This is a genomic window from Emticicia aquatica (assembly GCF_923079645.1).
Classification (GTDB): Bacteria; Bacteroidota; Bacteroidia; order Cytophagales; family Spirosomataceae; genus Emticicia; species Emticicia aquatica.
Genome location: NZ_CAKLPY010000002.1, coordinates 34,234 through 57,021 on the forward strand (window position 1 = coordinate 34,234; position 22,788 = coordinate 57,021).

Sequence of the window (22,788 nt, forward strand, 5' to 3'; positions counted from 1 at the left end):
AAGTGTTTACTAAACAAAGATAAATAATACGAGTATAATATCAAATCCTATTCTTAGAATCAATAATAATCATAAGTTTCTATTTTGGTAATGAAACCAAACTATTTTGTACTTGTGTTTCTAAATCTTCTTTTACTCTCAATAAAGCAGTTTTGGTTTCAGAAAAGTAAACGTTTAGGTCTTTTATTTGGCTTATTTTCAGATATACTTCACTATTTTTCAAGGATAAAAGAATTTCCTCTAATTGCTGTCTTTTTTGTGATAAAATAGCTAAATGAGAGACTAATTTTTCTTTTTGTGTTAAAACCACAGAATTTGAAGCAAAAATATGCTTTTCTAAATCGCTCAAAATTCGATTGACTGTTTCTAAATCATTGGCTTCATAAGCAGTTTTTAGTTCTATGAATGTTTGTTCGGCGAGCTTTTTCTGCTCATCTGGCACTTTATCAGGGTGACATAATTTAGACGCCTGACGAAATTTATCTTTCAATTCTTTTTGTTCAGCCTCCGAAAGTTCCTTTAATTCCTTAGTTTTGGTTTCTTCAAAACTCTGTTCATATTCTGCATAATCTTGTGTTGCTTCTACTATTTTCTCTTCGTCATTTTCAAATTCAGCCATTTGTTTTTTTAGTCTTAAAACACTGACTATCAACTCACCAAGTTCTAAATTATGCTTAATTTCAAAAACATAAATTTGCTTTTCAATATCTAATTTTTCATCTTCTAAACTTGATAATTGCCATTCTAAAGAACGGATTTCTAACTGCAAAGCTGGAATTTCGGGGTCTTGCCAAGTCGTTATCTGTCGTAGTTTTTGTAATAAGTTTGTTAGCTGAATGACGGACTCTTGATATTTCTGTTTTGCTATTAACTCCAAAATAATGATTACTTCGGGCGGAGGTACATCGAGTAGTAAAGTCTTTATTTTTTTAGTTTGATACAAAATGTCGTCTTCATCTTCAAGCCGAATTACATTGAGTAATGTTTCAAGCCGAATCAATAATTTACCCCAATCAATGCTTGTGTCTTGGGTTCTTCCTCTGATTTTCTCAAACTCTTGGTTAAAATCTATAATTAATTCTCTGTTACCTTCTATAATCGTAATACTTTCGTGGTTAGACTGTGCCTTACGAGTCCAATTATATGAGCCAAAAACTAAGATTTCATCATCAATGATACAAAACTTGTTGTGCATCAAAGGTGCTTTTTCAGAATCATTACCAATAAACGCTACGCTTCCTCCAAATTGATTCAATTGCTCATAATTGATACTCGACTCGTGGTTGATAAAATTATTAGCCAACAAAAGTTCTATTTTTACTCCTTTTTTGGCTTTTGATAATAGTATATCAAACAATTGGCTATCGGTAAACCATGCCACTGCTATTCGGATTTTATATTGGGCAGATTGAAGAACCTCAATGATTTCGGATTGGATATTTTCAAAGTACGCGTGGGTTTTCATGCAGAAGTTTGATGGTTTTATTGATACTGCAATTTAGAAAAAATAGCTAAAAAAGTAGTTTTTTATAGAGCCTTTCATATCAAAAATGCTATATAAGGCTAAAATTTTTTATTTCAAGTTATTGTTGGATTACGCTTGGTGATTGTTTTAACTTTGGATAATTAATATTTTTTCTAACTAATAAAGCACAACAATTATGGTATTAGACCCCAGTATTTTATTTGTAATTTACAGTGATTCAAAAGATGAAATCCTTCTTATGTACTGGATTTTGTTTAACCAAAGTTTATTCAATTACAAGGATAGAGTACAAAGTAAATTTGACAGTGAAAACCCTGAAAACAAAGGTAATTTTCAGATTTATTCTTTAACTATGCTGTATGAACTACAAGAGCAAGGTAAAAAATCAAAAGCTATTAAAAATGTAATTGATACTTTTGAAACTCTCAAAAAAGAAAGTGCTTCAAGTATATTCACTTTCTGAATTTTGCCTCTCTCGTGTATGCGAGAGAGGCTTATATAACTTTAAACAATTATAACTATGAGTACCCAAGATTATCTTAATGGAATATGTTATTCTAAATATTATACCAATATCTACCCAATTTTGCATACTTATATGCCAATAAATATGCTTAGTTTAAAGAGTTTGATGAATGGTGATTTGTTTTTCAACCAACCTTCAAACTTTAATGACCCTTATGACTGCTACCCATTCGATGAAATAGATTTGAGCGAAATAGATATTCAAGGTTATAGAAATAGCTGTAAATCGACATTAGGGGTAAACAATTTATTAGACATATTTGACGAAAATCCCTCTAAATATATCAAAGATGAACTAAATGAAGTTCTAAATAACATTGGAGTGAAATGTTTTTCTAAAAATGATGATAATATGCTTATGTGGGGCCATTATGCCGAAAAACACCAAGGAATGTGCCTTACATTTGATGCTTCAAAGGATAAGGAGTTCTTTTACGCTAAGAGTGTAACTCTTCAAGGAGAAAGGTCTGAAAAATGCTCTGCAGGGAGTTTAGAAAATTATCTTTATGAAGTTGATTATCTCGAAGAGTTTATACCGTTCGATTATGCTCAAGAAACAAAATTTGGTTGGGACTTAGAAATGAGAAAAATGTATTATGTAATTGGCGTTAAGTCAATAGATTGGAAATACGAAGAAGAAATACGTATTGTTAGCTCTTTGCAAAAAAATAATGGAAAATTTAAACAAAATATCAAATACAAAAAAGAAGCTCTTACTGCAATAAAATTTGGTTTAAAATGCAATGAAAATGATATTAATATGGTTAAGAAAATTGTAAAAAATAGTGAATATCATCATGTTGAGTTTTTAAAAGCTCAACTCGTTCATCCTAAAAATAAAGGCTATGGAATAGAATTTGAGGCTGTTTAGGTGTTTACTCTTCGTAATATGCTGTACCTTGTTTATCAATGTAGAAAGTAGTATTATTTCTTTTAACTGTTACTAATCCTTCTGAAAATGAATTAAATTTTTCATAGTCATAAAAACCATGCAAATCGTCATAAATAAATGATATGACTTGATTTCCTTTTTTATCGATAAATCCCCATTTATTGTTTTTCTTAGCAGCTGCTAAACCTTCTGAGAAACTACCACATAAGTCATAAATCATCGGAATAACTTCATTTCCAGCGTTGTCAATAAAACCATACCTATTATTTTTTTCAACTATTGCTAAACCTTCGTTAAAAGCACCCTCATATTTAACATCATCATAGATAAATGATATTACTTCGTTCCCTTTTTTATCAATAAAGCCATATTTACCTTCTTTTTTAACACTTGCTATACCTTCGCTAAACCAATCTGCATAATCATAGATAAATGGTATTACTTCGTTCCCTTTTTTATCAATAAAGCCATATTTACCTTCTTTTCTAACACTTGCTAAACCTTCGCTAAAAGGATTTCCCTCATCATAGATAAATGGTATTACTTCATTACCTTTTTTATCAATAAAGCCATATTTACCTTCTTTTTTAACACCTATCAACTCTAAAGAAAAAGAGTGATATTCTGGTAATTTAAAAATAAAAGAGCCATAATCATAAATAAAATCAGAAAGTTCTTCACCATTACTATTTATTAAACCCCATTTTCCTGCTTTTTTTGCAAATGTTATTCCTTTATGAAAATAATCATCTGCATCATCATAAATTATAGGAACTCGTATATTACCATATCTATCTATAAAACCATATTTACGATCATCTTTCCTAACTAATTGTAAACCTGACCAAAAGTAAGAAATACTTTCAAAAAAGAAATTTCCCTCACGATAATCCTCAGACCTTATCCAAAAACGTTCAAAAAATACAGAAACCTCTACACCGCTCCGAGTAATCATAATCGGTAATCCTTCTTGAGTTCCTTTGTTATTGCTAACAATGGCAAAATCGCCATCAAACAATTTAACCCAATCATATTTACACTCAATTACAATCTCTTTCTTTCTATTACAAAAGCCCCATTTATTCCCTTTGCGGTAAGGTATCAATTCGGGTAAACCAAGTGGGTTGTCATCTTCGAGTAGTTTTTCGGTAATCGCTAAAGCTTTGCTTAGTTTTTGTAGGCTTTGTGGGGTGGTTTTTATGAGTGCATTTTGCATGGTTTTAGCATTTTGTAGTTATCAAATCCTATTCTTAGAATCAATAATAATCGTTACGGGGCCATCATTGAGCAATGAAACCTTCATATCAGCACCAAAAATGCCAGTTTCGATTGGTTTTCCTAAATCAAACTCTAATTGTGCAATCATTTTTTCGTACAGCGGAATAGCAATTTCTGAGCGAGACGCTTCAATAAACGAAGGTCGATTTCCTTTTTTTGTACTGGCGTGAAGTGTGAATTGACTAATCAAAAGAATATTTCCGTTTACGGCATTCAAATCTAAGTTCATTTTGCCCTCTTCATCGCCAAAGACTCGTAGTCCTACGATTTTCTTAGATAACCACTCAATATCTTCTTGGGAATCGGTGTGCGTAATGCCCAACAAAATCATGAAACCCAAATCAATCTGACCTTTTATTTCATTATCAATCGTTACGGATGCTTGGGTAACTCTTTGTATTACTGCAATCATGGTTTTAGTCCACTGTCCACAGACGACAGTCAACAGTTTTATATTTAAAAAATCTTTTGTCTATTGTCTCTTTTCTATTGTCTGAAAACCTACAAATGCAACAACAAATTAGCAATCATCAAGTAAGTGCCAATGCCGATAATATCGTTGGCCGTTGTAATAAATGGTCCCGAAGCTATCGCTGGATTAATGCCTAATTTGTCTAATAAAAGTGGTGTAACTGTACCTGTAAATGAGGCCAAAACCACCACCGAAATTAATGAGCAACAAACCACAAAAAATAACTGGGTATTGCCACTAACATAAATATAAACACCTGCTAATGAGCCAATTATAAAACCATTAACGAGTGCAACCAAAATAATTTTAAATAAACGTTGTCCCAAACTGGTTGTAATACCCGATTTTTCTGCAAGGCTTTGTACAATCAATGATGAAGTTTGAATCCCTACATTTCCACCTGTCGAACCCATAATAGGAATAAATGCTGCCAAAGCCGAAACCTTTTGAAATTCTCCTTCAAAATGCCCGATAACTGTTGCAGCTAAAAGGCTACCAATTACACCAACAATCAACCACGGCAAACGGGCTTTTGCTAATTGCCAAACACTATCATCTTCCTCCGCTTCGCCCGTAATACCTGCCATTACCTGAATATCTTCTTCGGCTTTATCGGTAATAAAATCGACCACGTCATCAATCGTAATTCGACCGAGCAAACGCCCCAAAGTATTCACAACAGGAATCGCATCTAAGTCATACCGCTGCATAATTTCGGCTACTTCTTCTCCAGGACGAGTCGTTTCAACGTAAACAATTTCTTCATCTAAAATATTTTCAATTTTGGTATTTTTTCGAGCTAATATAATGCGTTTCAACGAAACGATTCCTTTCAACCTTTGCTCATCATCAACAACATAAACCGCATAAACTTTCTCTACATCTTCAGCTTGCCGACGAATTTCTTCCACACATTCACTTACCGTCCAATTTGCGTTTACTTTTATCAACTCTTTTTGCATTAAACCACCCGCTACATCTTCGGGATAATGCAACATATCTAAAATAAAACGTGCTTGTTCACGGTCTTCAATGAGAGCAATTACTTTTTCACGTACTTCAATCGTTTGCTCGTTTAGTAAGTCAACGGCATCATCGGAGTCGAAAAGATTGACATATTTGGCAATTTCTTCCACCGTAAAACGCTCCTTAATAAACCGTTTTCGGTCGTCTGGTTCAATATGTGACAATATTTCAGCCCCTGTTTCCGTATCAACGAGCGTCATCAAATAATGAGCAGGCTCGCCATCAAGTTCGAGCAAAATACTGGCAATATCAGCAGGATACAACTCTTCCATTTCGGCCATCAGCAAAGTTTCATCTTTCTGTCCGATAGCAGCTTCTAATTTTTCTAAGTACTCTTTAGTTAGCTCGAAAGTTGTCATTTTTCTATCAATTTTAAGGCATCAGTAACTGGTGTTTTTCTAATGCCAAAATACCTACTTCCTAAAACCTACACTTGCTCCTCAAACAAATTTGTCAACAGAATAAAATCTGCAACGCCCAATTGTTCGGCTCTTTTATTGAGTAATTCATGCTCAAAGTTTAGGCCAATTGGTTTTAAAGCATTACGTAATGTTTTGCGTCGTTGGTTGAATCCTGCTTTTACTACTTGGAAAAATTTCTTTTCGTTGCAGTCCAATTTTTCCACATCATTTCGTTTCAAGCGAATCACACCCGAATCAACTTTTGGTGGAGGAATAAACGCATCAGGATACACCGTAAAACTATATTCTATATTGTAATAAGCCTGTAAAAATACGCTCAAAATACCATAATCTTTCTTTCCAGGTGGCGAAGCGATGCGTTGAGCAACTTCTTTTTGCAACATACAAACAATTTCCATCACCAAATCTTTGTGTTCCAAAACCTTGAAAAAAATCTGTGACGAAATATTATACGGTAAATTACCGATGATACCAAATGGCTGATTTCCAAAAAGTTCGGCCAAATTCATTTGCAAAAAATCTTCTGAGAAAATTCGATTTTCCAATGCAGGAAAATGTTCTTTCAAATACACAACCGACTCGCGGTCGATTTCAACTACAAAAGTCTCACAATCAGTTCTTTTTAGTAAATATTGCGTCAAAACACCCATTCCAGGGCCAATTTCCAAGATTTTAGTATAATCTCGGTGTAGCGATTGCAGGTTGACGATTTTTTGAGCCGCATCCAAATCTTTCAAGAAATGTTGCCCAAGATGCTTTTTTGCTTTAACTTTTTCCATACCTCAAAATTAAGCCTTTTTTTTGAGATACGAGATAGGAGTTGCCAGATATGAGATAATTCTTGAAAATCTTAACTTTTGAATCTCATATCGTGAATCTCAATAATTGTCGAGTAAATCTACCTATTTATAGTCTTTTGTGTATTAGATGTATATTTATTCAATAAATATCGGCTTTGATGCTTTACTTTGTAATACCTATCTATTCAAAACTTAACATAAATGAAATATCTTTTACTTTTTTTAAGTATCGTTTTTTTTAATCAAAATTCTCTTTTTGCCCAAGCTGGCGGAAAAGCACAAGTAAAAGGCAAAATCATTGATGCAATCACGAGCGAACCCCTTAGTTTTGCTAGTATCAGAATCTCAAATAGTGCTGATAATAAACTCATTACAGGAAATGTCACAAATGATAAAGGTGAATTTTCGATTCCGATTAATTATGGGAATTACGTTGTAGAAATCGAATATATGGGTTATAAAAACTTAAAAACAGCTAGTTTTTCAGTTTCTAAAGATAACACAACGTACGATTTTGGCGTGATAAAATTAGAATCTTCTGCAAATGCCTTGAAAGAAGTAGTTGTTCAAGCAGAAAAAAGTACGATGGAAATGAAACTCGATAAACGTATTTTCAACGTCGGTAAAGACCTTGCCAATGCGGGTGGTTCAGCTTCTGATATTTTGACAAATATCCCCTCAGTTTCAGTTGACCCCGAAGGCGGTATCAAGCTTCGTGGTAGCGATAATGTAAGAATTTTAATTGATGGAAAACCATCAGGTTTAGTGAGTTTTAAAGGTGGTGCAGGTTTGCAATCACTGCAAGCAAGCATGATAGAAAGAGTCGAAATTATCACTAATCCATCGGCACGATACGAAGCCGAAGGAATGGCTGGAATTATAAATATTGTTTTGAAAAAAGACCAAAAACAAGGCTTTAATGGTTCTTTTGATATTATTACAGGCCATCCTGTTAATTATGGTGGAGCAGCTAACATCAATTTTCGACACAATAAAGTCAATTTTTTTGTTAATTATAGCATTGCGTATAACATTCGTCCAAATCGTGGTTCGATTTATCAAGAACGCCAAAATGGTGATACTACTTTCATTTTAAAACAAAACAATAATGGTACATTGACGGGTTTTAATACCAATATTAGAGGTGGTTTAGATTACTTTTTCAATGATAAAAATACCTTAACTGCATCATATTTGTACCGCAGAAGTAAAGCCCGAAGAATTACGAATTTACGTTACGAAGATTATCTTTTTACGAGTAATAATTTGACAGGAATTAGCAAACGTCAGCAAGACGAACAAGAAACTGAGCCAAACTCTGAATACGTTTTGAGTTACAAAAAAACTTATGCAAAAAAAGGTCAAGAATTCAATGCAGAAGTACGCTTTTTGGATAACTGGGAAAGTTCTGACCAACTTTTTACGCAAGCATATTTTACACCAAACGAAGCTCCAATTACAACCAAATCATTGGTTCAAAATTCGCTCAATGACGAGTACGAAAAGCAATTGTTATTTCAGATTGATTACGTTCAGCCAATCGGCAAAGAAGGTAAATTTGAAACAGGGCTAAGAAGTAGTTTTAGAGATATGGTGAATGATTATGTGGTCAATCAGAAAAACGAATCTGGACAATTTGTGGTTGTGCCTGGTTTAAAAAATTACTTCATTTATAATGAAAATATTCATGCAGCGTATGCCATTTTAGGTAATAAAACCAAGAAATTTTCGTACCAAGCAGGAGTTCGTGCCGAATGGACTGATGTAAAAACAACGCTCCGAGAAACCAATGAAGTTAATCCAAGAAAATATTCAAATCTCTTTCCGAGCATCCACGCTACTTATGAATTATCAAAAGACAATTCATTGCAATTGAGTTTTAGTCGCCGAGTTAGAAGACCATTTTACAATGATTTGAGTCCATTTTCAACATTTTCAGACAACCGAAATTTCAATAGCGGTAATCCAAACCTTAATCCTGAATTTAGTAATGTTTATGAATTAGGGCATATAAAATATTTTGAAAAAGGCTCAATCGGTTCATCGGTTTATTACCGAGATACGGACAACAAAATCGAGCGAATCCGTCAAGTAAACGCTTCGGGTTTTGCCACTACCCGTCCTGAAAACTTATTATCTGAACAAGCTTATGGGCTAGAATTCATGAGTCAATATTCCCCAGCCAAATGGTGGAAGTTAGATTTTAATTTTAACTTATTTCATGCAAAAATTGACGGCAGTAATGTTGATAAAACCTATTTGCGAGAAACCAATAGTTGGTTTATGCGACAAACATCAAAATTTTCGTTACCCAAAGGCTTAGATGTGCAGTTGCGAGCTAATTATGAGGCCAAACAAAAGACCGTTCAAGGTACTCGTTTGCCGCTTTACTACTTTGATTTATCGGCAAGTAAAGATATTTTGAAAGGAAATGGCACACTCAATTTTAGTATTTTAGATATTTTCAATACTCGTCGATTTAGAACAATTACCGAAGGAACAAATTTTCGTACTGAAAGTAATTTCCAGTTCAGAAAAAGACAGTTTAATCTAACACTCAACTACCGCATTAAGCAATCGAAAGGTGCAGGAAAGGGCAAAAAACTTGAGTTGGAAGGATAATAAAAACTACATATCGGCTTGCTATAAAGAATTTAAGACAAAATTTGGGTTCTTCTAAATTGTCATATATTATCACTTTTATATACTGTATTTTAAATTTTACGTTTACTTCCTTCATCTTTCTTGCTATATTTACCCCATAATTTATTCAACATTTTGAGGTATGTCAGCAGAAAAAAGCAAAGAAGAACTATTATTCGAAATTGAAAAGCTTAAATTTCAACTTTCACAAACCCAACAACAACAAGGGATTGACCAACTTCAAGATTTGGTCGATAATACTTCTGAAATCATCATGCTATTGTCGTTGAGTGGAAGGTTTCTATTTGTAAATACTGCTTTTCGGGAAACTTTTGGTTATTCTGAAACTGAGCTGTCTCAACTTACGCTGCGAGATATGTTGCATCCTCAATTTGCTGATGATACATTAGACACGCTTCAAAGAGTAAAGGAAGGCGAGCAAGTGATTGATTATCAAACGGTTGTACGCAATAAAGAAGGCAAAAGAGTCTATCTTTCGGGCGATATTAGCTGCCGTTTTGATAATGGAAAACCAACGGCTTTTCGTTGTTTATTTCGTGACATTACTCAACGACGTCGTGCCGAAAAAGCCCAACAACTCTATTATACCATTGCTCAACTCAATCTCAATACGCCTAATTTACAAGAATTTTTGACGCAAGTTCATGCTGAACTGCAAAAAAATATGCAGGCAAATAACTTCTTTGTGGCACTTTTTGAACCCGAAGAAGGCACAATTCACTTTCCATATTTTATTGACGAATATTCTGAAACCGAAGAAAATTATCATCGTAGAAAACTCGGAAATGGCATTGTAGAATATTCAATGGTGCAAAATAAACCATTGTTTTTGTCGAACGATGACATCAAGAAATTAGTTGAAGTAGATAAAATTTATTTCTACGGTTCTTCCCTACCCGAAGTCATGCTTTGTGTGCCTTTGCACGTAGGCGAACGCACAACTGGCGTTATCGGAATTAAATCTTATAGCGACCGTAATAAGTTTAACATCAGAGACTTAGAGCTTTTAGAATTCGTTTCGGGGCAAGTTGCGGTGGCTTTGGTTAGAAAACAAAAAGAAGAAGATTCGCTTCGCCAAACGTCTCGTCTAAATGCCGTTTTTGATAGTAGTTCACACGTTATTTGGACGGTAAATCAGAAGCGTCAATTGAGTTCTTTCAACAAAAATTACGTCAATTTATTGCAACAAAAACTTGGTACTCCTCCCGAAATAAATATGAGTATCGAAAAATTTGGTTGGAAACTCATTTCGCCCGAAGATCGTCCTCTGCTTCGTGAAAGATACAACGAAGCATTTCGAGGAAAACCGCAATATTTTGAAATGCACTGGGGAAATATCGATGGCGGGGATGATTGGTACGAATTTTATTTGAACCCAATTTTGTCTTCCGAAAGTGGACAAGTAGAAGAAGTTTCAGGAATTGCCCAAAATATTACCGATAAGAAAAACTCAACTATTACGCTCCAAAAGAGTGAACAAAAATTTAGAGATACCATCGAATCGTTTATTGATATTTATTATCGAACCGATTTGGCAGGAAATATCACAATGATTTCGCCTTCAGTATTAACTCATACTGGCTATACTTTGGAAGAAGTAATGGGCAATAAAGTCGATAAATTCTTTGAAAATGCAGTTGATAGTTCAAAAAATATTAAGGGTTTGCTCAAATCAGGAAGTATCACGAATTTTGAAGTAATCGTCAAACGAAAAGATGGCGAACTTCGGCAATTCATGCTCAATATCCGAATGATAAAAGATGCCAAAGGCTTGCCTGTTGAAGTTGAAGGGGTAGCACGTGACATTTCTGAGTTAAAAAGTGCAGCCGAAGATTTGCTCATTGCCAAAGATGAAGCCGAACGCTCATTGAAAGTGAAAGAACGTTTCTTGGCAAATATGAGCCACGAAATACGCACGCCTATGAATGGTGTCATTGGGATGATTGATTTGATGTATGAAACACCACTCAATCCAGAACAAAAAGATTATGTGCAGACTATCAAGAAATCATCGGAAACATTGCTGACGATTTTGAACGATATTCTTGATTTATCCAAAATCGAAGCTGGTAAGATGGATTTGCACAACGCTCCACTTGATATTAAAGAAATTTTGGAACGATTGGTTGCACTTTTCCGCCAAAGAGCCATTGAAAAAAACAATAAACTCATTTATAAAATTGCCGAAGATGTGCCTGCATACTTGATTGCAGACCAAACACGTTTATTGCAGATTTTCTCAAACCTTACTTCTAATGCCCTTAAATTTACAGAAAATGGCGATGTAACTATCTCATTATCAAGGGTTTCATCGAATGGAAAAATTCATGTTTTGAAAGGAGAAATTAGAGATTCTGGTATTGGAATTTCAGAAGAAGACCAAAAATTACTTTTTGGAGCTTTCCAACAAGTTGATAATTCTACAAAAAAATCATTTGGAGGAACAGGTCTTGGATTAGCCATTTCAAGAGAACTTTGCCGCCTAATGAAAGGCGATATGGGCGTGGTTTCGGAACATGGAAAAGGAAGTACATTTTGGTTTACGATTGAAGTTCGTTCCACCACAATTAGTCCAAGCATCAGCGAAAACAACGAAGGAGAAATAAAATTAACAGATTTCTTTAAAGGTTATTCACCCAAAATATTGTTGGTTGATGATAACCAAGTCAATAGAAAAGTTGCTTCCGAAATTTTATTAAAGTCTGGCTGTCAAGTTATTACGGCTGATAGTGGAGCAAAAGCCATTGAAGTTTTTGGTGAAAACCCTAGTTTTGATGTTATTTTCATGGACATCCAAATGCCCGAAATGGATGGCATCGAAACCACCAAACGTATGCGTGAATTGTACGGCAAAGCATTGCCAAAAGTAGTTGCCATGACTGCCTATTCGATGCAACACGACCGTGAGAGATTTTTGAGCGAAGGCATGGACGATTACGTTCCGAAACCAATTAGGGCTTCTATTTTGATTCAAAAAGTAAATGAAATTGTACCAAATTCGCACTCAATAACTGAGATTTTAGAAACACCCGTAGTTCAAAATCAAACAGAAAGTACATCAATAACTTCCACCGATTCGGCTAGTCCAATTAATCCTGTGTTGCAAGTTTTTGATATGGAAATAGTAAATCAATTGCGTGAAATGGTTGGTGATGAAACGCTTATTGGTGTTTTTGAAGATTTTGAGCGAGAAGCAGAAGAGCAAATTGCAAACGCAAAAAATGCCTATCCAAATGATGTAAAAACAATTCAAAGAGAATTACACACATTGAAAGGTAATTCTGGCACGATTGGTTTGGCACGCATCCACGATATTACTGAAATCATTGAAGTTCCGTCAAAAACAGGTGATTTGACACATTTCAGCGAAAACTTAGTATTTCTGGAAGAAGAGTTTGCTATCTTTAAAAAGAAATATCGCAATATTATATCGTAGCAACTGCTTAGGCAAAATTTTTGCTAATGAATAAATACCGCTTAATCAACGGTAAAACTTGAGTGAACACTATAATTAATGAAAAAGGTTAAAATTTTATCCTTCGTATTGCTTCTTTTATTTGGGCAAGGTGAAAACCTTTATGCTCAGTTTAATTGTGGTTTACCAAATCCTAGCGATATTCAGAAAAAAGAATCATTCGACCTTTTTCAAAAATATATTCGTCAAAAAAAAGCAAAATTAACAACGTATAAAGTAGCTGTCAAAGCAAATGTTATTTCGGCTAATAATACGGCCAACTTTCTCAGCGAAAATGATATTCGAGCAATCATTTCCAATGCAAATCTTTATCTTCAAAACATTAATGTTCAGCTTTATTTATTAAACGACAAAGTTTACCAAATAAAAGATGATAAATATGCTGATTTTAAAATTGCAGATGAAAATGCTCTTCGTCAAATAAACGATGTACCAAATGCCATTAATATCTATTTTGTCAAGAAAATCACTTTACAAGACCTCACCATTTTGAGTGGTTATGCTTCCTTGCCAACCACTTCAGCAAGTAGTAATCGTATATTTTATTCGTATTTTGAACGTTCAGAAGATGATTTTACTAATCTGAAAGACAAAACATTCCTCCATGAATTAGGTCATTATTTTGGGCTTTTTCACACATTTCAAGATAGCAATAACTCTGATATTAAAAAAAGAGAATTGGTAACTCGTGGAAATGGCTCAAACTGTGTTTCAACTGGCGACCAACTATGTGATACCGCTGCCGACCCTTTCGAGCGGCTTCCACTTATAAGTGCTTATAATTGTACAGAAACAGCACCCGCTGATATTGTTGACGCAAATGGAGATATTTTTAGTCCACCGATCGATAATATTATGTCGTATCATCAACGTTGTGGAAATGTTTTTACCGAGCAGCAATACCAAAAAATGCAAGCCTCATTTGCTATCAGATTTTCGCCTTTGGCAGAATATCAAATTGTGCCTCGAAATCCAAATTTTGTAATAATTAATAATCTTGATAAAAAAGTATATTGTATAGGTGATTCACTAAGAATATCATTTAATTTAGAAGGTTTATTTGAAAATAATAATCAATTATTTGTAGAAATATCTGACCAATTTGGCAAAAACTATCAAAAAATAGATGCTCGTTTAAATAATGAAAAATTAGTAATTAAGCTACCCGATGATTTTCCTGAAGGTGATAATTATCGTGTTCAACTAACCGCCACTCGCCCTGAAACAACGAGTGCGATAAGTGAAAATTTTGCTATCAGAACTTATCCAGGCGTTACACTATCAGCAGAAAATGGCATCATTAATTCAGGCGAAAGCACAAATTTAATCTTCAATTTTAGCGGTAGTGGCCCATGGGATTTGGACCTGTCAGATAGCACTTTTATAAAAAATATTCGACAAAACTCTTATCAAATTGCTAAATCACCACTTCAAACGACCACTTATTCAATTATTTCTGCTAGAAATATGTGTGGAGAAGGCATCAAAGGAAATGCTACTACAATAAACGTCGTTCAACCACAAATCTTGGCCGAAGCACTCAGTACAAGTACTGTTTGTCAAGGGCAAAATATCAAACTTTCTATTGCTATTATTGGAAAGTTATCTAGTAGTAGTCAGTTAGTTATTCAAATTTCAGATACGAATGGACATAATTTTACAGATTTACCAACACAAGTTTCATTATTTACGCTTTCCGCACAAATTCCTTCAACTTTTCAGGTTGGTTCGGGTTACAGGATAAAAGTATTAGCTAAAAACTCCGACTATTTCAGTTCGATTTTAGGACCTTTTACAATTATTGCACCGCCTTCACCGCCCATTATAGCCGAAAATTTTCTGTATTGTCAAAATAGTAATTCTGAACCATTATTTGCTGAGGGTACAAATTTAAAATGGTACATGAGTGAACTCGACATTAAGTCTTTTCAAAGTATCACGCCTCCAACTGGAAACGAAGGCGTTTTAAATTATTATGTTTCGCAAACAAATGCTTATGGCTGTGAAAGCAAAAAAATAAAAACAACCGTAACAATCAAACCTTTGATTTTGGCACTTATTAACGGTGATGCGACAGTATTAAAAGGAGATAGTGCATTGATTCAGATAAATTTTACGGGCGAATTGCCTGCAGAAATAAAACTTTCTGATGGACGTACCTTTGTTTGTAATCAAAATCCGTTTACGATTGAAGTAAAACCTTTACAATCAAGCACTTATACACTCAAAGAAGTGCAAAATGCGTGCGGTTTTGGAACTGTTTTAGGTAGTGCAACTATTACAATTTCGGAGCCATTGGCTACCGAAGAGAATTCGGTTGAATTGATTAACGTATATCCAAATCCGACTAATCAACAAGTTAATATTGATTTTTTGGTTGCTTCCACGAAAAGCTCAAACATTATTCTTTCAGATAATAACGGGAAAGTTTTACAACAAAAACGTCTATTATCAAGCGAATCCCAGCAGGAAATCTTTGATTTCAAGACATATTCATCAGGTATTTATTTTTTAAAAATTATCCACGATAAAAAAACAATTATTAAGAAAATTGTGCTTGAAAAATAGTTATAACACGCATTTTTCAATATAAAAAAACACCTTTCTTGCAAAACAAGAAAGGTGTTTTCATAAATTTTTCTCTTTAATAATTAAAGAGCTGGAATTCTTAATACTTGACCTGGATAAATTTTATCTGGGTGAGTAAGCATTGGCTTATTTGCTTCAAAAATTACAGGATATTTCATCATATCACCATAATATTCTTTTGCAATTTTAGATAAAGTATCACCTTTTACAACCGTATGAAATTGAGCTTCAGGTTCTGGAGTAGCTACAATAAGTTGGTTATCAACCACATGTACACCTTCAACATTTCCTACAGCTAGGGCAATTTTTTCCGAATCTTCTTGTGCATCAACTTCACCCACAAGGGTTACGGTATCTCCAGAAATTTTGATTGTTAGCGTATTAAATGGTAATCCAAGTTTTTGCACGTGTGCTAATAAAGCACTTGCTTTCAACTCTTCTTTTTCTGCTACTGGTGCAGCCTCTTCTTTATGTCCGAAAAGTTTTTCGCCTACACCTTTAAAAAACGACATTAATCCCATTGTGAGTAATTTGGTTTTGGAAGTTAATAATTATAATTAATTGCAAATGTATCAAAAACTTAGTTTCCGCAAGATTATTTTCATTTTTTTTATATTTTTTCAAAAAAATCAGCTGAAAACTTCCGCTTAATTGATACATTTACATCATTCTGACGTATTTTTTTTCTAAAGTAACAAAGTAACTTTCTATTTCGTTAGTCTTACAAATTTCATACTTTTTTCTAAGCTTTGTTGCTTTTAAATGGTACGAAATTTGTTGCAAATAAGAAGCAAAATGTTGTTTTAATTCCTAGAAAAACGCTTTTAAAACAACGATAATCAGAATCAAATTTATGAAATAAAAATAGCCAAACATGAAAATTATTGTTGCAGTTACCGCCATTTCATTGGTATTTCTGACACTTGCTTGTCAAAAAACTGAAGAAGTTGTAGTTCCCTCTACTAAAACGACTAATACACAAACTTCAACAAATACCACAACTACGGTTAAACTTAGCAGTCAAGAAATATATGATACCTTTGTTCGATTAGCCCTTAAAAATTCGGCAGGAACGCAAGTTATGACAATTAGAAAATGGCTTCCGACCAAAGCCCAGATAAAAATATTTTGGGACGGCGGACGTACAACAGTTTTAACTACTGCGTTAGACAAAATTATTGCTGACATGAATTTGCTGAATAAATATAATAAAATGATTAAAACCGAAGTAGTTGGAGAGGCTGATATTATCATTAATCGAGTTGATGTAGCTACCCATAATGCCAAATATGCAAGTTATCAAGTGACAAATACAACAGTTCAAGGAAATACATTTACACAGTGGAGTGGCACTAATATTACAAAAGCTATTATTTGGCTTTCACCAACCACAGCAAGCTCTGTTCAAAATGGCGTTTTGCGACATGAACTCACGCACGCTTTAGGAATAGGACACACAGAAAATACTAAGTCGATTATGATTCCTGTAATGAGTAGTACAACTTATGATTTTAACACCTTTTCAACTTTAGACCAACGAATTTTACAAATATTGAGTGATAATAGAGTAAAACATGGCATGAATGAGGCTAATATTAGTGATGTTATAAAAGAATATGCAGCTAAATAAGAAAATATAGCAATACTAAAAAAATAATTTCGTTAATTTAACGTAGGAATACAAACATACTATACCGATGAAATTAAATAAATCACTACTTACACTCTTAGCAGTATTGTGCTTCTCGGCAAGCACTTTCGCTCAGTCAGAAGACGAAGCAATCAAAGAATCACTTAATAATTATTTAGAAGGTGGCTCAGTCGGTGATACTGCACGGCTAAATCGAGCTTTTTTTGCATTTGCAAACCTACGAAATTTAAGCAAAGATGGTAAAATATCCGAAATGCCAGTAAAGAAATTTATTGCTTCAGTACCTGCTGGTGGAGCAAAATGGACGAGTAAAATAATCAGTTATAGTTATGCTGGTACAGCTGCTACGGCAGTAACGGAAGAAGAATTACCAACTTTCAAATTTGTGGATTTCTTGAATCTATTGAAAATTAATGGAGAATGGAAAATTGTTAGTCGTGTTTATTCAAGAGTGGATAAAACGGTAGCTATTGTTTCTTCAAATACAGGAGCATTTTCAACGGCAGCATCGGTTGCTCCGACGAAAGCAAATGCTCCAGCCGCAAAAAAACCAGCTGCTAAACCAAAACCTTCAGATGATGGTTGGAAATAAAAATCATTAATTCGCTATATTAAAAAGAAAAAACCAGCATTTGATGCTGGTTTTTTCTTTTTAAGTATGTCATTTACCTTAATTAGAACTTTCAACCTTTATCAAAAAATCAGTTACAATTCTTACACTTTCGTTTAGATTTTCAAACATTCCTGCATGAGCAACATTCGGTAAAACTGCACTTTGATTATTTTTTAATAATGAGATTTGCTCTAAAGCTACTTCAAGTGGAACAAAACTATCTTTTTCTCCAGCCAAAATCATTATTGGATAGTTTGCATTGGTTAAAACAGTCCTTGTATCTATTCTATTTCTCATCGCAATTTGGGCATTTATCAATGCTTCTTTAGGAAAATATGCAAATTTTTCAATTTGCTTTTCGATAAAAACACTATTTTTCTCCCTAAATTCCTCCGAAAACATATTTGGATAAAATCCTTTGATAAACTTTGCCGTACCTTGTTGGTCAATTACCCGAACTGTTTTTAGGCGAATCTCTTTTCTTTCTTCATTATCTGGTAAAGCCGACGAATGAAAAAGTCCCAAACCTACTATCATCTCTGAGTACTTTTCAGCAAAAGTTAGAGCAATATATCCGCCCATCGAATGCCCAATTATGACGCATTCACTAATGTTTTTTTCTTGCGTAAATTCTTTTAGCCAATTGGCATAATCTTCAATACTTTCATATGTAGTCAAAGAAGCATAATCGGGCGTAAAATAACTATACTTTTTTGGTAATTGATTGATAAAATCATTCCAAACGGATGCGTCTTCGCCAAAACCGTGCAAGAAAATAACATTCATTAGGCTACCATTTTCAGCTGATAAAATGCAGAACGCTCAAACATACTTTGGGCATAATCGAGCGAAATAGTAAAGTTCTTAATGCTTTTATTAGACGGAATTTCGTACATAATATCTGTCATAATTGCTTCACAAACCGAACGTAAACCTCTCGCACCAAGTTTAAACTCCATTGCTTGGTCAACAATAAACTCTAGTACTTCTTCCGAAAATTCGAGTTTCACATCTTCCATCGCAAATAGTTTTTGGTATTGTTTTACCAAAGCATTTTTGGGTTCAGTCAAAATACGACGCAAAGCATCACGGTCAAGCGGATTAAGGTAAGTTAACAATGGCAAACGCCCAATTAACTCAGGAATTAACCCAAACGACTTCAAATCTTGTTGAGTAACAAAACGCAACAAACTTGTATCACCCAAAAGCTCAATGTTTTTACCACTATTTGAGAAGCCAATTGGACGAGTATTCATACGCTTTCCGATATGGCGGTCGATTCCATCAAAAGCACCACCACAAATAAATAGAATATTCTCTGTATTAATTTGAATCAGTTTTTGTTCAGGATGTTTACGTCCTCCTTGTGGTGGAACACTTACGATTGAGCCTTCCAATAATTTCAAAAGCCCTTGCTGCACGCCTTCGCCGCTTACATCACGGGTGATAGAAGGATTGTCACCTTTGCGAGCAATTTTATCAATTTCATCAATGTAAACTATTCCTCGTTCGGCCAATTCTACATTAAAATCAGCAGCTTGAAGCAAACGGCTCAAGATACTTTCAACGTCTTCGCCAACATAACCCGCTTCAGTCAAAACTGTTGCATCTGCAATTGCAAAAGGCACTTGCAACACCTTAGCAATTGTACGAGCTAAATATGTTTTTCCAGTACCCGTTTCTCCGACCATAATGATATTTGATTTTTCAATCATTACATCGTCTTCTCTTTTGGGTTGAGTCAATCTTTTATAATGATTATAAACTGCAACGCTTAATACTTTTTTTGCTTCATCTTGTCCAATAATAAATTGGTCTAAATGATTTTTAAGTTCAACGGGCGGTCTTAAATCAAACTTTGGCAATTCATTTTTCTTCTTTTTCTCCTTTTTTTGCGGAGCAACTCCACCATGAAGCTCTTGCTGAACTAATTGAAACCCTTGTTCTACACAATAATTACAAATATTTGCTTCCGTTCCTGATATTAAAAGTTCAACTTCATTTTTACGTCTGCCACAAAAAGAGCAATAAGCTTGTCCAACATTCATTCGAGCGTATTTTTTTGATTTATCCTGCAAAATTACAAAAAATGTTTGGGTTTTTATTACGATTAAACAATTTACAAATGCTATACGCACTTATTTTCTTGGAAATATTTCGACTTGATTTGGTGACGAACAATAAAAGTTTTAACCAACAAAAAAGCCACCCAAATGATGAGTGACTTTTGTATCTAAACCCTAACACTAAACTAATTATTATAAAATATTTTCAGAATTATCTATCAAGTGCCATTATTTGTTTGGCATAATCTGGTGGTAAAAGAGCCATTTTCAAGTACTTATCCAAACTTATTTTTTGCATGAATTTATAGAATTGCAAGAAAGGTTTGAGCAACAAAATATCGGTAAAACTCAATAGTTTTTTTACATGTGAAGGCACAATTAATTTTTGTCCTTCAAGTAAAATTATGTACCGAAGCACTCCTAAATGTTTTTTATATTGTTGATATAAATCAGTCGTAAAGTTACTTTTAAGGAGGTTTTCTTGTAAATGTTGTTCACGAACGCACAACCAAGCTTGATAATTTTGGGGCAAATCCTTCAAATTCATTCGCTCTCCTACTCGGTTAAAAACATTAAAAATCTCTTCTTTTTCTTTGTTAGTAAGTCTTCTTTCAAGCAATTCAAAAGCCGTAATTGAATAATGAATCAACATAAAAAGTACATCTCGATAAGCCCAATCGGGAATCTGAAAACCTCGTTTTTGTTCGACGGATTGATGAATTGCAGAAATTTTATCGATGGCATTCAAGGCATTTTCTTGGCTCAAAAAAATAATTTGTTGGGCATAAACTACCGTTGAAAATAATCTACCAAGCGGGTCAGCAGGAAGCTTTCCTGTAAAATAAAGCCAATCTACGGCCTTATTTAATGAAAATTCGGCAGCAGCTCCACCGAAAATAAACAAAATTGTATCGGCACTGCCCCAAATTTTCCGAACGATTGAATTTTCATCAACAAAAGTTTCCATGTCAATATTGCGTTGGTTTTTGTTTTTCGACATCAGTTTTTACCTCAAAACCAAGTGTTTCTTTGTCAAAAAAGAAAACGGCGAATATTCCTAAGGTGTAAGCAAAAATATCACGCCAATCGAATGAATTGCCAAGAATAACAACTATAAATTTGTACTTTTTTAAGCCTGAAAAAGCCAAAAAATTGCAGTATTGCAAGAATTCAATAAAATATGCCAAACAAATACTTACTAGAGCAATGGTTAAATCTTGGAGATTTAAGAATGATTTTAGCAGAAAAAAGAGAGCAATTACTGCTAAAAAATCTCCAAAAAAAGGACGAATAATAGCATCGTGTACATAAAGTGCAATGCCACTTTCTACTATAAGCAGCATTGTAAAAATGACAAAATATTTGAGTTTGAATGTCAGCATTGTTCTAAAATTACATCATTTTAAAAGGTCGAACCCACAATAATTAATGTTTAAAACCTACATTTTCCCAATCAATTTTTCGAGAAACGTACATCGTTATGGCTAAAATAATAAACAAACCGATGCTTCCAATCAATAATGCGGTATCTTCTAATTGAATAATCACAAAAACAAAACTATAAAGTGTCAACATGACGGCGGAAATAATGATGGCGGAACGATTATCACTAAAAATGCTTTTTGAATAAAGAAATATCAGTCCTAAAGTCATAATAGTAGCCAAAAAATACGCTAGATTGAAACTCAAAACTTCAGAAATTGATACCAAAAGGGTATAAAAAATACACAAAGCTAATCCAATAAGAATGTAGTTAAAAGGATGAACTTTCTTGCGATTGATGATTTCGATGAAGAAAAACGCCAAAAATGTTAAAGAAATTATCAAAATAGCATATTTTGAAGAACGATTCGATTTTTGATAATTATCATTAGGCGTAATAAGTTTTACACCAAACGACGCATTTTGAAACGATAATGGAGCAATCCCAATCCACTGTTGCGGAAAATCACGATTCAAGTGCAGAACTTTCCAAGAAGCAGAAAAACCTTGTTCAGAAATATTTCTTTTATCAGGCAAAAATGCACCAATAAAACTTGGATTTTGCCAATTTGATTGCAAACTTACTTCGGTAATTTTACCAACTGGTATAAAATCTATTGCTTCTGAACCTTTAAGACTTATATCAAAACTAAAAGAGTTTTTGTTTTTTCCTTCATTTTCAATCAAAACTGGTGTTATGATACCAGAAATTTCGTTTTTTTCATTTTCACCAGTAAGCAATTTTCCACCCGAATTAAACGTAGATTTATTCCCATTCCAATTGAGCGAAACGTCTTCTTCGATTCCTCTTGAGTCAGAAATTGTGAGCAAAATCGTGGCATCTTTCCAAACTATATTTTCTGGAAGAACATTAAATTTATCAAATTGTATGTTCGAAAAGTCTCCGTTAAAATTCAATTTAGAGCGATAAACAACAATATCAAAAATACCTCGATTTCGTTTTTCTGGCATCAGTTTTCCTGAAATAGACAATTTATCGGGCAAAAAATAGGCATATGCTAAGGTTTTTGTTTGCTCAATTTCTTTTTTACCTTGTGTATTTGATTTCTCAACTTTGCTTATTTCATAGTAAGGGATTCTAAGAATCGGTCCAATAAATTGCTGTTTATTTCCCCATTTTGAACTCACTTCTTGAATAGCTTCGGTCTTTCTGCTTTCTCGTTCATTAATGAGCGAATCAATCATTAATGTTGGAATGAGTAGTAATAATATCAAAAAACCGATGAAAAAACCTTTGATTAATGCGGCATTTCGTTCTAAAAATGTTGGTTTTTGTTGGTTATCTTCCATTTGTTTGCAATGTTTAAAGTTTAAAATATATCCTGA

18 protein-coding genes are annotated in these 22,788 nt (G+C 33.8%); 7 read left to right on the forward strand and 11 right to left on the reverse strand.

The features are described from left to right. Positions 1–79 precede the first annotated feature (79 nt). Positions 80–1,465: a phospholipase D-like domain-containing protein gene (locus MJQ71_RS09890; RefSeq protein WP_238806450.1), complete on the reverse strand. Its 1,386-nt coding sequence runs from the start codon at positions 1,463–1,465 to the stop codon at positions 80–82. A gap of 196 nt (positions 1,466–1,661) precedes the next feature. Here MJQ71_RS09890 and MJQ71_RS09895 point away from each other — a divergent pair, with 196 nt between their 5' ends. Both MJQ71_RS09895 and MJQ71_RS09900 read left to right on the forward strand, forming a co-directional pair. After that, complete coding sequence (locus MJQ71_RS09895) at positions 1,662–1,949, forward strand: hypothetical protein (RefSeq protein WP_238806451.1); 288 nt, start codon at positions 1,662–1,664, stop codon at positions 1,947–1,949. Positions 1,950–2,006: 57 nt separating this feature from the next. After that, complete coding sequence (locus tag MJQ71_RS09900) at positions 2,007–2,882, forward strand: DUF2971 domain-containing protein (protein WP_238806452.1); 876 nt, start codon at positions 2,007–2,009, stop codon at positions 2,880–2,882. A 4-nt stretch (positions 2,883–2,886) separates the two neighbouring features. On the opposite strand, the gene MJQ71_RS09905 is transcribed toward MJQ71_RS09900, so the two are convergent. From MJQ71_RS09905 to rsmA, 4 genes are all read right to left on the reverse strand, one after another. Continuing rightward, positions 2,887–4,119, reverse strand: coding sequence for a WG repeat-containing protein (locus MJQ71_RS09905; RefSeq protein WP_238806453.1), 1,233 nt, complete (start codon positions 4,117–4,119; stop codon positions 2,887–2,889). Between the two features lie 21 nt (positions 4,120–4,140). Next, the gene (gene dtd / locus MJQ71_RS09910; protein ID WP_238806454.1) at positions 4,141–4,593 is read right to left on the reverse strand and encodes a D-aminoacyl-tRNA deacylase; all 453 of its coding nucleotides are present in this window, start codon (positions 4,591–4,593) and stop codon (positions 4,141–4,143) included. Between the two features lie 89 nt (positions 4,594–4,682). Further along, positions 4,683–6,038: a magnesium transporter gene (mgtE, locus tag MJQ71_RS09915; RefSeq protein WP_238806455.1), complete on the reverse strand. Its 1,356-nt coding sequence runs from the start codon at positions 6,036–6,038 to the stop codon at positions 4,683–4,685. A gap of 68 nt (positions 6,039–6,106) precedes the next feature. Continuing rightward, positions 6,107–6,880 (reverse strand): 16S rRNA (adenine(1518)-N(6)/adenine(1519)-N(6))-dimethyltransferase RsmA, encoded by a 774-nt coding sequence (gene rsmA, locus MJQ71_RS09920; RefSeq protein ID WP_238806456.1) that lies wholly within the window; start codon positions 6,878–6,880, stop codon positions 6,107–6,109. Positions 6,881–7,102: 222 nt separating this feature from the next. Here rsmA and MJQ71_RS09925 point away from each other — a divergent pair, with 222 nt between their 5' ends. From MJQ71_RS09925 to MJQ71_RS09935, 3 genes are all read left to right on the forward strand, one after another. Then, positions 7,103–9,523, forward strand: a complete 2,421-nt coding sequence (locus tag MJQ71_RS09925; RefSeq protein ID WP_238806457.1) for a TonB-dependent receptor — start codon at positions 7,103–7,105, stop codon at positions 9,521–9,523. Positions 9,524–9,686: 163 nt separating this feature from the next. Then, positions 9,687–13,001 carry a PAS domain-containing hybrid sensor histidine kinase/response regulator gene (locus tag MJQ71_RS09930; RefSeq protein WP_238806458.1) on the forward strand — a complete coding sequence of 1,105 codons (3,315 nt, stop codon included), beginning with the start codon at positions 9,687–9,689 and terminating at the stop codon, positions 12,999–13,001. 78 nt (positions 13,002–13,079) lie between these two features. Next, positions 13,080–15,608, forward strand: a complete 2,529-nt coding sequence (locus MJQ71_RS09935) for a zinc-dependent metalloprotease (RefSeq protein WP_238806459.1) — start codon at positions 13,080–13,082, stop codon at positions 15,606–15,608. An 83-nt stretch (positions 15,609–15,691) separates the two neighbouring features. Here the strand turns inward: MJQ71_RS09935 and lysM are convergent, their stop codons facing one another. Further along, entirely contained in the window at positions 15,692–16,150 is a 459-nt protein-coding gene (gene lysM / locus MJQ71_RS09940; protein ID WP_238806460.1) for a peptidoglycan-binding protein LysM, read from the reverse strand. A 353-nt stretch (positions 16,151–16,503) separates the two neighbouring features. Here lysM and MJQ71_RS09945 point away from each other — a divergent pair, with 353 nt between their 5' ends. Both MJQ71_RS09945 and MJQ71_RS09950 read left to right on the forward strand, forming a co-directional pair. Continuing rightward, positions 16,504–17,259, forward strand: a complete 756-nt coding sequence (locus tag MJQ71_RS09945) for a DUF2927 domain-containing protein (protein WP_238806461.1) — start codon at positions 16,504–16,506, stop codon at positions 17,257–17,259. Positions 17,260–17,326: 67 nt separating this feature from the next. Further along, a complete protein-coding gene (locus MJQ71_RS09950) occupies positions 17,327–17,872 on the forward strand; it encodes a nuclear transport factor 2 family protein (RefSeq protein WP_238806462.1) in 546 nt (181 codons plus the stop codon). A gap of 78 nt (positions 17,873–17,950) precedes the next feature. Here the strand turns inward: MJQ71_RS09950 and MJQ71_RS09955 are convergent, their stop codons facing one another. From MJQ71_RS09955 to creD, 5 genes are all read right to left on the reverse strand, one after another. After that, the gene (locus MJQ71_RS09955; RefSeq protein ID WP_238806463.1) at positions 17,951–18,679 is read right to left on the reverse strand and encodes an alpha/beta fold hydrolase; all 729 of its coding nucleotides are present in this window, start codon (positions 18,677–18,679) and stop codon (positions 17,951–17,953) included. Further along, positions 18,679–19,941 carry an ATP-dependent Clp protease ATP-binding subunit ClpX gene (clpX, locus tag MJQ71_RS09960; RefSeq protein WP_238806464.1) on the reverse strand — a complete coding sequence of 421 codons (1,263 nt, stop codon included), beginning with the start codon at positions 19,939–19,941 and terminating at the stop codon, positions 18,679–18,681. The genes MJQ71_RS09955 and clpX overlap by 1 nt, the downstream gene beginning before the upstream one ends. A 229-nt stretch (positions 19,942–20,170) precedes the next feature. Beyond that, positions 20,171–20,959 (reverse strand): oxygenase MpaB family protein, encoded by a 789-nt coding sequence (locus tag MJQ71_RS09965; protein WP_238806465.1) that lies wholly within the window; start codon positions 20,957–20,959, stop codon positions 20,171–20,173. Next, positions 20,928–21,302 (reverse strand): ribosomal maturation YjgA family protein, encoded by a 375-nt coding sequence (locus MJQ71_RS09970; RefSeq protein ID WP_238806466.1) that lies wholly within the window; start codon positions 21,300–21,302, stop codon positions 20,928–20,930. The genes MJQ71_RS09965 and MJQ71_RS09970 overlap by 32 nt, the downstream gene beginning before the upstream one ends. An 82-nt stretch (positions 21,303–21,384) precedes the next feature. After that, positions 21,385–22,752 (reverse strand): cell envelope integrity protein CreD, encoded by a 1,368-nt coding sequence (gene creD, locus MJQ71_RS09975; RefSeq protein ID WP_238806467.1) that lies wholly within the window; start codon positions 22,750–22,752, stop codon positions 21,385–21,387. Positions 22,753–22,788: the final 36 nt, after the last annotated feature.